The 15,337-nt window shown below is 34.6% G+C and carries 13 protein-coding genes and 1 pseudogene; 10 read left to right on the plus strand and 4 right to left on the minus strand.

What is annotated here, in order from left to right; translation table 11 throughout:
• The first annotated feature begins 6 nt into the window (after nt 1–6).
• From hemB to ISP71_07070, 5 genes are read left to right on the plus strand one after another with little or no spacing between them, the layout of a single operon-like run.
• Nucleotides 7–987 carry a porphobilinogen synthase gene (gene hemB / locus ISP71_07050; protein MBL6663842.1) on the plus strand — a complete coding sequence of 327 codons (981 nt, stop codon included), beginning with the start codon at nt 7–9 and terminating at the stop codon, nt 985–987.
• The gene (hemL, locus tag ISP71_07055; GenBank protein MBL6663843.1) at nt 980–2,263 is read left to right on the plus strand and encodes a glutamate-1-semialdehyde 2,1-aminomutase; all 1,284 of its coding nucleotides are present in this window, start codon (nt 980–982) and stop codon (nt 2,261–2,263) included. The genes hemB and hemL overlap by 8 nt, the downstream gene beginning before the upstream one ends.
• 23 nt (nt 2,264–2,286) lie before the next feature.
• Entirely contained in the window at nt 2,287–3,738 is a 1,452-nt protein-coding gene (gene gatB / locus ISP71_07060; GenBank protein MBL6663844.1) for an Asp-tRNA(Asn)/Glu-tRNA(Gln) amidotransferase subunit GatB, read from the plus strand.
• Nucleotides 3,739–3,741: 3 nt separating this feature from the next.
• Nucleotides 3,742–4,857 (plus strand): AhpC/TSA family protein, encoded by a 1,116-nt coding sequence (locus ISP71_07065; protein MBL6663845.1) that lies wholly within the window; start codon nt 3,742–3,744, stop codon nt 4,855–4,857.
• Nucleotides 4,850–5,584: a UDP-2,3-diacylglucosamine diphosphatase gene (locus ISP71_07070; protein ID MBL6663846.1), complete on the plus strand. Its 735-nt coding sequence runs from the start codon at nt 4,850–4,852 to the stop codon at nt 5,582–5,584. The genes ISP71_07065 and ISP71_07070 overlap by 8 nt, the downstream gene beginning before the upstream one ends.
• On the opposite strand, the gene gap is transcribed toward ISP71_07070, so the two are convergent.
• From gap to ytxJ, 4 genes are all read right to left on the minus strand, one after another.
• The gene (gap, locus tag ISP71_07075; protein MBL6663847.1) at nt 5,571–6,569 is read right to left on the minus strand and encodes a type I glyceraldehyde-3-phosphate dehydrogenase; all 999 of its coding nucleotides are present in this window, start codon (nt 6,567–6,569) and stop codon (nt 5,571–5,573) included. The two genes, ISP71_07070 and gap, sit on opposite strands and share 14 nt — an antisense overlap.
• A gap of 62 nt (nt 6,570–6,631) precedes the next feature.
• Nucleotides 6,632–9,373, minus strand: coding sequence for a T9SS type A sorting domain-containing protein (locus ISP71_07080; GenBank protein ID MBL6663848.1), 2,742 nt, complete (start codon nt 9,371–9,373; stop codon nt 6,632–6,634).
• Between the two features lie 69 nt (nt 9,374–9,442).
• On the minus strand, nt 9,443–10,297 hold the full coding sequence (gene lipA, locus ISP71_07085; GenBank protein ID MBL6663849.1) for a lipoyl synthase: 855 nt from the start codon (nt 10,295–10,297) through the stop codon (nt 9,443–9,445).
• A gap of 5 nt (nt 10,298–10,302) precedes the next feature.
• Nucleotides 10,303–10,623 carry a bacillithiol system redox-active protein YtxJ gene (gene ytxJ / locus ISP71_07090; GenBank protein MBL6663850.1) on the minus strand — a complete coding sequence of 107 codons (321 nt, stop codon included), beginning with the start codon at nt 10,621–10,623 and terminating at the stop codon, nt 10,303–10,305.
• A 208-nt stretch (nt 10,624–10,831) separates the two neighbouring features.
• Here ytxJ and ung point away from each other — a divergent pair, with 208 nt between their 5' ends.
• From ung to ISP71_07115, 5 genes and pseudogenes are all read left to right on the plus strand, one after another.
• On the plus strand, nt 10,832–11,509 hold the full coding sequence (gene ung, locus ISP71_07095; GenBank protein MBL6663851.1) for a uracil-DNA glycosylase: 678 nt from the start codon (nt 10,832–10,834) through the stop codon (nt 11,507–11,509).
• Nucleotides 11,497–12,087 (plus strand): L,D-transpeptidase, encoded by a 591-nt coding sequence (locus tag ISP71_07100; protein ID MBL6663852.1) that lies wholly within the window; start codon nt 11,497–11,499, stop codon nt 12,085–12,087. The genes ung and ISP71_07100 overlap by 13 nt, the downstream gene beginning before the upstream one ends.
• Nucleotides 12,088–12,111: 24 nt before the next feature.
• Nucleotides 12,112–13,353: a DNA recombination protein RmuC gene (rmuC, locus tag ISP71_07105; GenBank protein MBL6663853.1), complete on the plus strand. Its 1,242-nt coding sequence runs from the start codon at nt 12,112–12,114 to the stop codon at nt 13,351–13,353.
• Nucleotides 13,340–14,086 carry a 23S rRNA (guanosine(2251)-2'-O)-methyltransferase RlmB gene (gene rlmB, locus ISP71_07110; protein MBL6663854.1) on the plus strand — a complete coding sequence of 249 codons (747 nt, stop codon included), beginning with the start codon at nt 13,340–13,342 and terminating at the stop codon, nt 14,084–14,086. The genes rmuC and rlmB overlap by 14 nt, the downstream gene beginning before the upstream one ends.
• Nucleotides 14,083–15,315: pseudogene (locus ISP71_07115) on the plus strand (DEAD/DEAH box helicase). Before rlmB ends, ISP71_07115 begins: the two are co-directional and overlap by 4 nt.
• Nucleotides 15,316–15,337: the final 22 nt, after the last annotated feature.

Below are 15,337 nucleotides of genomic sequence, written 5' to 3' on the forward strand. Positions count from 1 at the left end.
GATATTATGTTTCCAGAAAATAGAAATAGAAGATTGAGAAAGAATAGTGCTATAAGAGCAATGGTACAAGAAAATAGACTGCACCCTAGTGACTTTATTGTTCCTTTATTCTTTATGGAAGGAGAAAATAAAAAAGAAGAAATAGCATCAATGCCTGGTTATTTTCGTTACACACTAGACTTGCTAGTCAAAGAGGTAAAAGAGTGCTATGATTTAGGTATACGCTCGGCACTACTTTTTGCTAAAGTTGAAGATTCTCTCAAAGATAATGAGGGTAAAGAAGCTATTAATCCAAATGGACTTATGCAAAGAGCCATAAAAAAATTGAAAGCTGAAGTACCCAATATGTATGTTATGAGCGATATTGCTCTCGACCCCTACTCTATTCACGGTCACGATGGTATCGTTGATGGTCAAGAAATACTGAACGATGAAACTATTGAAGTGTTAGCAGAAATGGCACTTTCACATGCACAAGCGGGAGTTGATATGGTAGCTCCATCTGATATGATGGACGGACGAATAGGTGCTATTAGAGAAAAGTTAGAAGACGAAGGTTATACCGATGTTGGCATTATGTCGTACAGTGTAAAATACGCTTCTTCGTTCTATGGCCCTTTCAGAGATGCACTAGACTCTGCACCAGGTTTTGGCGATAAAAAAACCTATCAAATGAATCCAGCTAATTCATCTGAAGCTATGGCAGAAGTCGATAACGATATCGATGAAGGTGCTGATATCGTAATGGTAAAACCGGGAATGCCCTATCTAGATATGGTAAAACAAATCAGTAAACAATTTGATGTGCCTGTTAGTGTTTATCAAGTATCTGGAGAATATGCTATGATTAAAGCAGCTAGTGAAAAAGGGTGGCTAGACCACGATAAAGCAATGATGGAATCATTAATAGGTTTTAAAAGAGCAGGAGCAAAACTCATTGCAACCTACTTCGCTAAAGAAGCTTCTAAACTATTGAACAATGAATAACAGTGAATTACTCTTTGAAAGAGCTCAATTATTTATACCTGGCGGTGTAAATTCTCCGGTGAGAGCTTTCCGCTCTGTTGGTGGCACACCTTTATTCTTTAAATCTGCCAAAGGTTCTATTCTTACTGATGTCGATGGTAAAAATTACATTGATTACATCGGTTCTTGGGGTCCAATGATTTTAGGGCATTGTCATGAACCAATTGTCGAAACACTAAAAAAAGCAACTGAGAATACCACATCTTTTGGTGCACCAACCGAATTAGAAGCCGACATAGCCGAGTTAATTTGCGAAATGGTACCTGCTGTAGAAAAGGTAAGAATGACCAATTCTGGCACTGAAGCTTGTATGAGTGCTATACGTGTAGCACGAGGCTATACCAACAAAGAAAAATTTATCAAATTTGAAGGTAATTATCATGGCCATGCTGATGCCTTCCTAATTAAAGCAGGAAGTGGCGCAATTACACTAGGAGTCCCTAATAGTCCCGGTGTAACTAAAGGAACAGCTCAAGACACTTTGTTAGCTCCTTACAATGACTTATCAGCAGTAAAAAAAATAATCGAAGAAAACCCCAACCAAATTGCCGCTATTATTCTTGAACCAGTTGCTGGAAATATGGGTTGTATCCCCCCTAAAAAAGGATTTTTGGAAGGGCTAAGAAATCTGTGCAATGAACACGATATTGTTTTGATTTTTGATGAAGTGATGACAGGTTTTAGACTATCAAAAGGTGGTGCTAGTGAATACTATGGTGTTACTCCTGATATGGTAACTCTTGGCAAAATTATTGGAGGAGGATTACCTGTTGGTGCATTTGGTGGTAAAAAAGAAATTATGGATATGGTTGCTCCTGTTGGCCCTGTATATCAGGCGGGAACGCTAAGCGGAAACCCCATAGCTATGGGCTGTGGCTATACCTTATTAAAAGAGCTTAATGAAAATCCAAATATTTATTCTCAACTAGAAGAAAATACAGCCTATTTTGAACAAGAACTTAGACATGTGTTTGATGATAAAAACCTGAGATACACCATTAATAGAGTCGGCTCTATGATAAGCTTTCATTTTGACGTAGATGAAGTCAATAATTTTGATGACGCATGTAATGCTAATGCAGATTTATTTAAAACCCTTTTTCATGGTGTATTAAAAAGAGGTGTTTACTTTGCTCCATCTGCTTTTGAAAGTTTGTTTTTATCAACTACTCATACCAAAGAATTACTTGATACTACTATCGTAGCAATTGAAGAAACATTAGAAGAGATACTTTAATTATATTTACACAAAATTAAGCAATGAGTAGCCTAAGAGATAAATACGAATTAGTTGTAGGATTAGAAGTCCACGCTCAGCTTTCTACTAATACCAAAGCCTACTGTAACGATTCTACAGAATACGGTGCTAGTCCAAATACACAGACTAGTCCAATCACATTAGGTCACCCTGGCACTCTACCAAAAAGTAATAGCAAAGTCATTGAATACGCTGTAAAAATGGGCATTGCTTGTGGCTCGACCATAAGAGAACGTAACGAGTATTCTCGTAAAAACTACTTTTATCCTGATTTACCTAAAGGGTATCAAATTACTCAAGATACAACCCCAATATGCAATGGTGGTGTTATAAACGTTAAAGATGCTAATGGAAATACTAAGCCCATCAATATTACTAGAATACATATGGAGGAAGATGCTGGTAAAAGTATTCACGACCTAGACCCTTTCAATTCTCTAGTCGATTTGAATAGAGCTGGTGTAGCTCTAATAGAAATTGTATCTGAACCCGATATTCGTACTTCTGATGAAGCCTACCAATATCTAGCTGAAGTAAGAAAATTAGTACGCTACTTGGACATTTGTGATGGTAACCTTGAAGAAGGTAGTTTAAGGTGTGATGCCAACATTTCTGTTATGCTTAAGGGAAGTAAAACCTTTGGAAATAGAGCCGAGGTTAAAAATATGAACTCTTTAAGAAATGTAAAAAGAGCTATAGAGCACGAGATGGATCGTCAAATAGAAATTCTTGAAAATGGCGGTGTAGTTGAACAACAAACACGAAGTTTTAACGCCAATACAGGAACTACATCTCTAATGCGAAGTAAAGAAGATGCCAACGATTACAGGTATTTTCCTGAACCAGACTTACAACCTGTACTGGTAACAGAAGAGTACATTGAGACAGTAAAAAAATCACTTCCACCACTTCCTAAAGAGTTATTTAGAAAATTCACTACTGAATATGGTCTTTCTGAATACGATACCAATGTCATCATTGAAGAAAAAGACATTGCTTTATACTTCAACGAACTGTGTCAGCACACTAAAAACTATAAAGCTGCCGCCAATTTTGTGAACGGAAGTGTAAAATCTTACCTCAATGAAAATGCTATTGAAATGAGTCAATTTAGTATCTCTACTAAACGCTTAGCACAACTTATACAATTAGTAGATGAAGGAAAGGTTAGTAACTCAGTAGCAACACAAAAGATTTTTGGCGAACTTATAGGTAATGATATTTCTGCTGAAGAAATTGCTAAGAAAAACAATTGGATACAAGAGAGTAATACCGATGCTCTGCAGTCATTTGTGGAAGAAGCAATTGCAAAATATCCAGAAAAAGTATTGGAATACAAAGCAGGTAAAAAAGGTCTTATAGGCTTATTTATGGGCGAAGTAATGAAACTTTCTAAGGGAAAAGCAGACCCCAAAATAGCCAACCAATTAGTAAGAGAAGCATTAGAAAAATAAACTATGATGAAAAATATTTTATTTTTTGTTAGCATTTTATTCTTAGGGGCTTGCTCTATAGATGAAGGAAATATAAGCGGCACTATTACTAATGCTAAAGATGGTCAATGGTTATTCTTAGAAAAATTAACGCTTAATGCTATTGAAAAAGTAGATTCTTGTCAAATCAAAGACGAGAGTTTCTCCTTCAATTATAAAGCTGACTCTATCAACTTTTACAGAATATCAGAATCTGATAAAAACTATGGCTTGATAGCAATTCAGGATAAAGATACTATTGTGTTCAAAGCTGATATTTCATCTCTAGTAAATTTTCAAGCAAGTGGAAGTAAAGAAGTAGAAGGAAACACACAATTACTTGAAATTATTAATTCCATAAAACCCAAAACTGATTCGCTCAAAATCATCTATCAAAAATCGGTGGGTACAGTAGAAGAATCTATCGTATTGGAAAGAATACGTAAAAAATACGATAGCATTATACTTCAACAAAAGGAAGATTTGAAGCGTTTTATTGATGAAAACCCCAATCTATTCATCAACCTTATTACACTTCAACAACTGGGAGATGTAGCTGAATACTTTAATTACTACGAAAAGGTTTCAAGCAATTTGGATTCACTTTATCCAAATAATTTTTGGATAAATGATGTTAAAGAAAAAGTAAAAAGTGAGAAAAACACAGCAATAGGTGCACAAGCACCTAATTTTAAAATTAATGATAGTCAAGGCAAACCCTTTGAGTTATCTACTTTAAAAGGCTCATACGTATTACTAGATTTTTGGGCTTCTTGGTGCGTACCTTGTAGAAGAGAAAATCCACTGATTGTGGATTTGTATAAAACATACCACCCTATGGGCCTAGAGATTGTTGGTATATCATTAGATGACACTACAAAAACCATAGATGCAAAAGCAGACTGGCTAAAAGCTATAAATCAAGATGGTTTAAAGTGGAAACAAGTCAGCCAATTGAAAGGTTTTGAATCTTCGGTATGTTTAGATTATGGAATAACAAGTATTCCATCTACATTTTTACTAGATGAAAACGGTGTAATTATTGCCCGTAATCTAAGAGGCACTATATTAGCTAACAAATTAAAAGAAATCTTTGAGTAAAATATATTTTGCATCTGACCTACATTTGGGCGTTCCTAACAAAGAAAAAAGTTTGGTGCGAGAAAAATTATTTGTCCAGTGGCTAGACGAAATAAAAAGTGATGCTGAAGCCATTTATCTAGTAGGTGATATCTTTGATTTTTGGTTCGAATATAAAAAAGCTGTGCCTAAAGGCTATGTGCGTTTACTTGGTAAATTAGCAGAAATTAGCGACTCAGGTATTCCTATTCACATTTTTACGGGCAATCATGACATGTGGCTTTTTGACTACCTAGAAGATGAAATAAATGCTCATATTTACAGAGAACCTATAGAAATTTCACTAAAAGGAAAGCGTTTTTTTATTGGTCATGGAGATGGCTTAGGGCCAGGAGATAATGGTTATAAACTCATCAAAAAAATATTTAAAAATAAATTATGCCAATGGCTATTTGAAAGAATTCACCCAAATTTAGGAATTTCAATAGCTCAATATTGGTCTAAGAAAAGTCGAATTGCCAATGGAGAAAAAGATGAAAATTTCCATGGCGAGAAAGAATGGCTAACTCAATTTTGTAAGGAAAAGATGAAAACTATTGATGTAGATTATTTCATTTTTGGTCACAGACACTTGCCATTAGAAGTCAATTTAGGAAATAATACGACTTATATTAACTTAGGAGAGTGGGTAAATTACAATAGCTATGCCGTATTTGATGGTAAAAAGCTTGAACTTAAACGTTACTAATTTTAGCCACTAGGTCAACTAAACGATTAGAATAACCAACTTCATTATCGTACCAACCGACAACTTTTACCATTTTACCGATAACAGACGTTAGCTTTGAATCAAATACACAGGAATGCTTATTTCCTAAAACATCGACAGAAACGATTGGTTCTTCTATGTAGCTGAGAATCCCATTTAATGGGCCACTAGCTGCTTTTCTGAATAATTCGTTAATCTCAGCGACTGATGTATTTTCTTTGATAATACATGTAATATCTGTCAATGAACCATCTGGCACAGGAACTCTAATACCACAACCACCCATCTTGTCATCAAGGTCGGGAAAAATTTTAGTAATTGCTTTAGCAGCACCTGTTGTAGTTGGCACTATAGATGTTGCTCCTGCTCTAGCTCTTCTTAAATCATTGTGAGGTGAATCATGAAGCCTCTGGTCAGTTGTATATGAATGTATTGTTGTAATATATGCACTTTCTATACCAAAATGATTATTTATCAATTGTATCATAGGAGCTGCGCTATTGGTGGTGCACGAAGCGTTGGAAAGTATTTGCTCAGTACCATCAATTAAATCATCATTTACCCCCATTACGATAGTTTTGATATCACTATCGGTCGGTGGAGCCGATATAATAACTTTATTCGCACCAGCTTTTAAATGTTTAGATGCTAATTTCTTGGTTTTAAAATTACCGGTACATTCAAGAACTATATCGACTTTTAAGTCTTTCCATGGTAATTTTTCTGGTTCAGAAATTGAACTATAGTATATGGGCTTATCATCAACAACTATTGAATTACTAGTATAGCTTACTTTTCCTTCAAATGTTCTGTGAACAGAGTCGTACTTAAAAAGGTGTGACATGGTTTCTGACGATGATAAATCATTAATCGCCACAACCTCAATATTAGGGTGCTTTAAAACTGAACGAAGAAACACCCTGCCTATCCTTCCAAAACCATTTATTGCTATACGTACTTTCATAATAACATTAGAAAAAAAAAGCTCTACAAAAATGTAGAGCTTTTTTAAATAAATCTATTATTCTATCTTGTTTTTACAAATTTACCTAATTGCTTACCAGAATCAGTATTGACAACAATAATGTAATTTCCTACCTCTAAAGTAGAAATATCAATTCTTGTTGAAGATAAAGAATTAGAATTGTAAACTTCTTTACCCATTAAATCAATAATGGATACATCGTAAACATTGATATCAGAACTCAATTCTAGATTGATGAACGATTCTGCTGGATTAGGATAAATAGAAAGCATATTTACATTATCAGAATCATCATTAGTGTAATCAAATACAGAAGATGTATTGCTTGATTTGAAGATACCACGTCCGTGAGTACCAACATAAACAACCCCTTTATTGACTCCCGGTAAATACTGCTGACGCAACATGTGGCAAGGAACTAAAGGCATACCATCGTCTTCATTAATCCAGCTATTTCCATTGGTAGTAGACCAAACACCAAACTCCGTTCCTATAATAATGTTGTTTGAATTATTCACATCAATAACTGCTGAATAAACAGGCATATCTGGAAGGTTTCCTTGTATTGGAGTAAAAGTAGGGTCATCTGACATGGCATTAGTGGACTTGTAAACATGATCAAAAGAACCGTAACCACCTACGGTTACTACTATATTATTTTTGTTATTAGGGTCTACTGCTATATCTGTAATTGTATATTGGAATAAAGTGTTTAACTTAATAGTATTAACTACTGCATTAGCGTTATCACCGTTAGGGTCACTACTAGTTTCACCAACATCTAAGAAATCATAGGTGTCCTTGATAGAATCAACGTTTAAATTTAAATTATCAGTTCTGTAAAGGTTATTATTAATAGAGAAAAACATATGATTACCATCAGGAGTAACTGAAATTCTTTCAATTGGGTTGCTATAAATTGGAGTCACTTGAAACCATGTTGGCGTGATACTAAAATCAAGAGCTTGCTTAGTCATGTAAACACAATAGTCTGAACCTGATAGTGCAATCTCTGTCGTTGCTGCAAAGAAGAAACTTGTATCCAAAGGATTACCATCATCATCAACATCTTCCCACAAGTACATAGGGTTAATAAATGTAGCAAACAAGCCATTATCATTTTCATCACTAGCTGTTTCAGCTAATCCAGCAAGGTCTAAGCCAAGAAAGTTTTCTAGTGTACCGTTAGAGGCTCCACCATCTGCAGAACGTCTAACTGATCCATTTTGACTCTCTGAAAAGATAATGTCTGGGTCAATGTATGAAATTTGAGTATATCCACCATCACCACCTGCAATTTCAATTGCATTTTTATCAGAAACATTATTAGAAAAATTGATGTATTGTGTACCATTATCTTGTGTTCCTCCTATAACTTTTCCGTCTTTAGAATAGTCAACAGTATAAAATTGAGTAACACCATATCCACGATTCATAGTAACAAAACTTGCTCCATTATTATCAGTTCGTGACACGCCACCATCGTGACCGAAATAAATTCGACCCGGATTAGTTTCGTCAAAAATTATTTCGTGGTGATCTGCATGCACATAAAAATTGGAAAATTCAGAAATTGCCCAATAAGATATTGGTTCAATATCAACACCATATTCATACTCCCACAAATCTAAACCACCAATTATTATTCTGTCCTTGTTTTGAGGGTCTACAGCTAAAGCCATTGCATAATTGGCTTGTTGATTAAAGATATTGTAGGTAGGAGGTGTTGAACCTGACCAACCCGGTAAAATCATATCCCAAGATTCTCCTTTGTCTGTAGAACGATATATTCCTTTATAACGTCCTAATCCACCTTGGTTTGAGAAAATAGCATAGATATAATTTACATCTGAAGGCGATACAGCCAATTCTATTCTTCCTGAGCCTCCACCAAATGATGTTGTTACAGATGACAGTTGGCTAAAGCTACCAGGAGTTCCGTCAGCAGAATAGAAAACTGAAGAAGATGTACTAGCAAACACCGAGCCGTCAATGGCTACTTCAACGTCGAAAAACTCAGCAGAACTAACCAAACCTGCTTCCCAAGTTTGACCACCATCTGTTGTAATTTTGATACCTCTTCTTGTTGCGGCATAGACAGTATTAGGATCTGTATTGTGAGCCGCCATCTCTGTTACTGAAGCAAAATCAAAACTTGTAGAAATTAAGTTTGATGGTGCAGTAGACTCTAGACGAGCAAAAGTCACACCATCAGTAGATTTGTAAATACCACCACCAATAAATGCAGAAGCACCGTTAGAAGCTCCTCCCATGTTAGAAGTTGCACCCTCTCCCGTTCCGAAATATATATCACCATTGGTAGTTTGACAAATACTCACAACACCAGAAAACTCCAATTGATCGGTACCTGGAACAATTTTCCAAGTTAAACCTGCATTGGTAGACTTCCACAAACCACCTGAAACACCACCAGCATAAATCAAATCAGAATTATCTTTATCAATAAGTATAGCACGTGTTCTACCTCCAACATTATCAGGACCCATTTCTGTCCAGAGCAAGGTAGTATTTGCTGCACTTGACCTCGCGCCTCTTCTAGCTTCAACTTGTTCTCTAGCTTTTAAAACTGCTTCCAAAGGAATCTCACCATTTTCGTTAGCTTTTAAACGATGTAAATATTCAAAAGCACCTTTAAAACCTTTAGAAGGTTCTGAAATCCTTTCTTCTAAAGGAACATAACTCTGTTTATCATGTTGAGATAAATCAACGAATAAAAAAGCCAATAGAACTAAAGAAATTGAAGTGATGATAAAATTTTTCATTATTGATAGTTTTATTTTAGAGGGATAAATTTACAAATTATTTCTATTTTAAGTGACAAAAAGATAATTTTATGCCATATGTTTTTCGGCACGATAAGACGACCTAACTAAGGGTGAACTTTCAACAAATCTAAAGCCTTTGGCTAATCCTATTTGCTTATATTTTTCAAATTGTTCAGGTGTAACAAATTCTTTAACTGGTAAATGCTTAGTGGTTGGCTGCAAGTACTGTCCAATAGTCATAATATCAACCCCTACAGAACGCAAATCGTCCATAGTCTGAATAACTTCTTCTTCTGTTTCACCCAAACCAAGCATAATGCCTGATTTGGTACGCATACCACCCTCTTTCAGTTGTTTTAAAACAGCCAAACTTCTATCATATTTAGCTTGAATTCTAACTTCTTTTGTAAGCCTTCTTACCGTTTCTATGTTGTGGGAAACTATCTCTGGAGCAACATCAATAATGCGTTGAACTTGCTCTTCAATTCCTTTAAAATCAGGAATAAGAGTTTCCATTGTAGTGCCTGGACTTTTTCTTCTAACTGCCTTGACCGTTTCTACCCAAATTAAAGAACCACCATCAGGCAATTCATCACGATCTACCGATGTAATAACACAATGTTTTACTTCCATTAGACGTACTGATTCAGCAACTTTTTCTGGTTCTTCCCAATCTACCGGCAAAGGTCTGCCTGTAGCTACAGCGCAGAACCCACATGAACGGGTACATATATTTCCAAGTATCATAAAAGTAGCTGTACCTTCTCCCCAACACTCTCCCATATTAGGACAATTTCCACTTTCACAAATTGTGTGCAATTTATTGTCTGAAACAAGTTTTCTAACGTGTTTGTAATTTTTACCTGTTGGTAGTTTTACTCTAAGCCATTTAGGTTTTTTTTGAATGCTTTGTTCACTCATTAGGTTTATTCGAAAAGGTTAAGTTGGTGTATAGACGTGTGTGATGAATGTGTATGGCACTCACCATCTTTTATCACTAAAAGCTGAGGCGATTCATGTTTTACATTAAAATCATCTGCTATTTGATTAGATATATCTCTATAGTTTAATAAGTCTAATAAATAAACTGACAGAGATGCTGAATCGTGAGTAGATTCGAAACGACTCAATACCATTTTGCTAATAGAACAACGTGTACTATGCTTAAAAATAAACTGAGGATTCTGAAAAGAATCTTCTTTTATTTTGTCCAATTCGGACATGTTAGTTAAGTTAATCCAATTCATTTAGCTTAAATTTTCTTGAGGGACTGATGCCTTTGAATAATTAGGGCAAGGCTCTGTTACTCCACAAGAAGATAGACATAAGGAAATGGATAATAAAAGGAAGGATATTAAAATAATCTTTTTCATAGATATATAAACGTTGTAATTAACACGTACAAATTTACGTATTTTATTTTTGAAAACGGACTCAATCTTCTATCTTTGATAAGTGAATTCTAAACCTGTACAAATAGAGTCAAGCTGGAAAGAAAAACTTAGAGATAGCTTTCAATCTGAATCATTTATTCGTCTTAAAAAATTCTTGAAGTCAGAAAAAGCAACACAAATAATATATCCCGCTGGAAACAAGATATTTTCAGCTTTCAATCTTTGTCCATTTGATAATGTCAAGATTGTGATAATTGGCCAAGACCCCTATCACGGACCCAAGCAAGCTAACGGATTGTGTTTTTCTGTTTCTGATGGAATTAAACCACCACCATCTCTGCAAAATATTTTCAAAGAATTAAAAGATGATTTAGACTTAGAAATTCCTTCATCTGGCAATTTGGAACATTGGGCTAAACAAGGTGTTCTAATGCTAAACGCTACACTTACCGTTCGAGCAAGGCAAGCAGGTTCTCATCAAAAAAAGGGTTGGGAAGAATTTACAGACAATGTCATTCGTATATTATCTGAAGAAAAAGAGAATCTTATTTTTTTGCTTTGGGGACATTTTGCTCAAAACAAAGCTCAAATTATAAATAATGAAAAACATTATATACTAACTGCAGCACACCCCTCTCCTTTTTCAGCTCATTCAGGCTTTTTTGGCTGTAAGCATTTCTCTATGACAAACGAAATCCTTATAAGATTAAATCAAAAACCAATCAAATGGGGCAAGTGATACTTTTCATATTTCTATTATTTTCTTTCTCAGCAGATGATAGTATCGTTGATAGAGTTAACAACTACTGTCAAGAAAAAAAAGGAAAAACTTATGATGAGATTCTTTTTGTTTCTGTGAAAGAACAAAAGATGTACCATATTGTTGAAAATACTATTGTGAAAGAATATCATGTCTCTACTGCTAAAAAGGGTGTTGGAAACCAAAAAAATAGCGATATGACGCCGCATGGACTACACTATATCAAAGAAAAACATGGGGATAAAACGCCACAAAATGGTAGAATGATTGGTAGAGTATTTTACGGACAAATCGCTACCATATATTCTGACACTACCTCATCTAAAACAGATGATATAACAAGTAGAATATTATGGCTAAGCGGTATGGAAAAAGATATTAATAAAGGAGGAAATGTGGACTCATACAGTCGATATATCTATATACATGGCACTTCTGAAGAAGGCAAAATAGGAACCCCTGCCTCGCATGGTTGTATTAGAATGTTGAATACTGATGTCATCGAGCTATACGCTAAGATAAAGATTGGCGTAAAAGTCCTTATTTTAGATAATTAAACTAAATTAGCCACAAGATAATTTATGGAATTTTTTATAATAATCACATTTTTACTTTTAGGATTTGGCCTGATATCTTTTCAAAACAGATCCAAATCACAAGAGACTGATAACTCTAAAAACGATGAATTGGTTCAGCAAATCATTGAGTTAAAATCTGAGTTGAGTGCCAAAGAAGAACGCATAAAAATTTTAAATGAAAAAATTAAAGACGCTCAAGAAACAAAAGAAGAAACGGAAGAGCGACTTACCAAAGAGTTTGAAAATTTAGCCCATAAAATACTAGACCTAAACTCAGAAAAATTTAAAAAACAAAATAAAGAGCAAATAGATTCACTTCTAAGTCCATTAAGTGAACAAATAGAAAAGTTCAAGAAAAAGGTAGAAGACACTAACGAAAAAGGTGTTGAAAGAAATGCGATGCTAATGCAAAAAATTATCAGCTTAGAATCCTTGAATAACAAGCTTAGCCAAGATGCTCTTAATTTAGCGAATGCCTTGAGAGGAGATTCTAAAACTCAGGGAGATTGGGGCGAAAGTAGGTTAGAATTATTACTTGAAAAATCTGGATTAACTAATGGCGTTCATTTCAGCACACAAGCTGGTTATAAAGATGATGAAGGTAAATTAAAAAAACCTGACTTCATCATCAACCTACCAGATAATAAACACCTTATTATTGACTCAAAAGTTTCTCTTACTGCCTATGTAGAATATTATAATGCCGAAGATGAAATAAAAAAACAACAAGCCTTAAAACGACACTTAGATAGTATTAAAAGACACTATATGGAGCTTAGCGATAAAGACTATCCAAGCCTATATGGAATTAATACACCCGATCACGTTTTAATGTTTGTACCCAATGAACCAGCTTTAATGTTAGCTCTGAATGAAGACAAAAACCTTTATCTTAATGCTCTAGAAAAACACATTGTTCTAGTTTCTGCTTCTACTCTATTGGCAACTCTTAGTACAGTGGCTTCTATTTGGAAACAAGAAGACCAAAAAAGAAATGCTCTAGAAATTGCTAAAGAAGGTGGCTTACTTTACGATAAGTTTGAAGGCTTTGTTCAAGACCTAATTAAAGTAGGGAAAAGTTTAAAAAGTTCTAGAGATAGCTATGAAGATGCTATGAGTAAACTCACTGAAGGCAAAGGTAACATCATTAAAAAAATAGAAAATCTAAAAGACTTAGGAGCTAAAACTAAAAAAAGCTTACCTCAAAATATTATAGACAGAGCAAATCAGGATGAAGATAACTAGATACGAGAATGCTATATTTGGACTTCGTCCAATTATTGAAGCAATAACCGCTGGTCAAGAAATCGATACACTTTTTATTCAAAAAGGTTTGAAAGGTGACATTTTTGCAGAACTATGGGAATTGGTAAAAAAGCATAGGGTGAACTATAAACATGTTCCTGTAGAAAAACTCAACCGACTCACTAGAAAAAATCATCAAGGTGTATTTGCTTTCGTTTCGCCCATAACTTTTCATAGAACTGAAAATATTATCCCTCAACTTTTTGAGGAAGGCAAAGTCCCTCTATTTTTAATTTTAGACAGAGTTACTGATGTAAGGAATTTTGGAGCAATTGTAAGAAGTGCTGAATGCTCAGGAGTTCACGCCATTATAGTACCTGAACGTGGTAGCGCAGCTATTAATGGTGATGCTATGAAAACTTCAGCAGGAGCATTAAGTAGTGTGCCAATTTGTCGAGAATTTAATCTAAAAGCAACAATAGATTTTTTAAAAAATAGCGGTATTCAAGTTGTAGCTTGTACGGAAAAGACAGAAAATTTAATTTATGCTCCCGACTATACTATACCTACAGCTATTATAATGGGTTCTGAAGAAGATGGTATTTCAGAAGAGTATCTCAAATTATGTACTCACAAAACAAAAATCCCAATGTTGGGTAACATCGGTTCATTGAACGTCTCCGTATCTGCTGGTGTAATATTATATGAGGCAGTAAGACAACGTAAAGCATGATTTTTAAAGACTTAGGATTTGAACCACAACTTCAAGAAGGATTAGACATGATGGGTTTTGAAAAACCCACCCCCATACAAGAACAAGCAATACCAGCCATATTAAATAATAAAGATATGATTGCCTGTGCTCAAACTGGAACAGGAAAAACAGCTGCATTTGTACTACCTATCCTCAATAAATTATGTAAAGGAAACACCTCTAAAATCAACACTATTATTGTTTCTCCAACTAGAGAGTTAGCCTTACAAATAGATCGTCAGATAGAAGGTTTTAGCTACTTTACTAACGCCTCATCATTTCCCATTTATGGTGGAGGCACAGGTTCCGATTTTGATGCCCAAAAAAACGCTATCAAAAATGGTTCTGATATATTAGTGTGTACTCCCGGAAGACTATTAGCTCACATGAAATTCAATTATTTTGATGCGTCTGGCGTTAAACATTTCATACTAGACGAAGCCGATAGAATGTTAGATATGGGTTTTTACGATGACATTATGGATATTGCTAAAAAACTCCCAAAAGAAAGACAGAATCTTATGTTTTCGGCAACTATGCCACCAAAGATTAGAAAATTAGCTAGTAATATTTTGGTTAATCCTACTACAATAAGCTTAAGCATATCTAAACCAGCCGAAGGCATTACACAAAAAGCCTACATGGTTCACGACAAACAAAAAATAGCTTTGACACAACATCTCCTCAAAGGGCGAGATTTAAACCATGTATTGATATTTTGTTCGACTAAAAAAAGTGTTAAAGATTTGACACGAAGTTTGATTAAAGCTAATTTATCAGCACATGATATTCACTGAGATCTTGAACAAGAAGAAAGAGAAAAAGTTCTTTTAGATTTTAAAAATAAAAAAGTTAAAATTTTAGTCGCTACAGACATACTTTCTAGAGGAATAGATATCAAAGGAATAGAATTGGTTATTAATTATGAAGTTCCCAATGACGCTGAAGATTATGTACATCGTATAGGAAGAACAGCAAGAGCAGACAGAAAAGGTGAAGCTATTACCTTTATCAATGGAGAACAATGTTTGAAGTTTAAACAAATAGAAGATTTAATAGAACGAACAATAGAAAAAACGCCTTTACCTAATGGTTTCGAAGCTGCACCAGCTTATATTACCGAAAAGAGAAGTCGAGGTAAAAAGAACTTTAAAAAAGGTCATTTTAAAAGAAACAAACATTTTAAAAATAAAAGAAAGAAGCCCTAAGTAATTGCATTTCAAAAATAAA

The organism is Flavobacteriales bacterium (assembly GCA_016779995.1).
GTDB lineage: Bacteria > Bacteroidota > Bacteroidia > Flavobacteriales > UBA7312 > UBA8444.

Coding starts and splice junctions, on each gene's coding strand:
- hemB (MBL6663842.1), top strand. CDS start 7: ATGTTTCCAGAAAATAGAAATAGAAGATTGAGAAAGAATAGTGCTATA.
- ISP71_07100 (MBL6663852.1), top strand. CDS start 11,497: ATGGGGCAAGTGATACTTTTCATATTTCTATTATTTTCTTTCTCAGCA.
- rlmB (MBL6663854.1), top strand. CDS start 13,340: ATGAAGATAACTAGATACGAGAATGCTATATTTGGACTTCGTCCAATT.
- gatB (MBL6663844.1), top strand. CDS start 2,287: ATGAGTAGCCTAAGAGATAAATACGAATTAGTTGTAGGATTAGAAGTC.
- ISP71_07080 (MBL6663848.1), bottom strand. CDS start 9,373: ATGAAAAATTTTATCATCACTTCAATTTCTTTAGTTCTATTGGCTTTT.
- gap (MBL6663847.1), bottom strand. CDS start 6,569: ATGAAAGTACGTATAGCAATAAATGGTTTTGGAAGGATAGGCAGGGTG.
- hemL (MBL6663843.1), top strand. CDS start 980: ATGAATAACAGTGAATTACTCTTTGAAAGAGCTCAATTATTTATACCT.
- rmuC (MBL6663853.1), top strand. CDS start 12,112: ATGGAATTTTTTATAATAATCACATTTTTACTTTTAGGATTTGGCCTG.
- ISP71_07065 (MBL6663845.1), top strand. CDS start 3,742: ATGATGAAAAATATTTTATTTTTTGTTAGCATTTTATTCTTAGGGGCT.
- ytxJ (MBL6663850.1), bottom strand. CDS start 10,623: ATGAATTGGATTAACTTAACTAACATGTCCGAATTGGACAAAATAAAA.
- lipA (MBL6663849.1), bottom strand. CDS start 10,297: ATGAGTGAACAAAGCATTCAAAAAAAACCTAAATGGCTTAGAGTAAAA.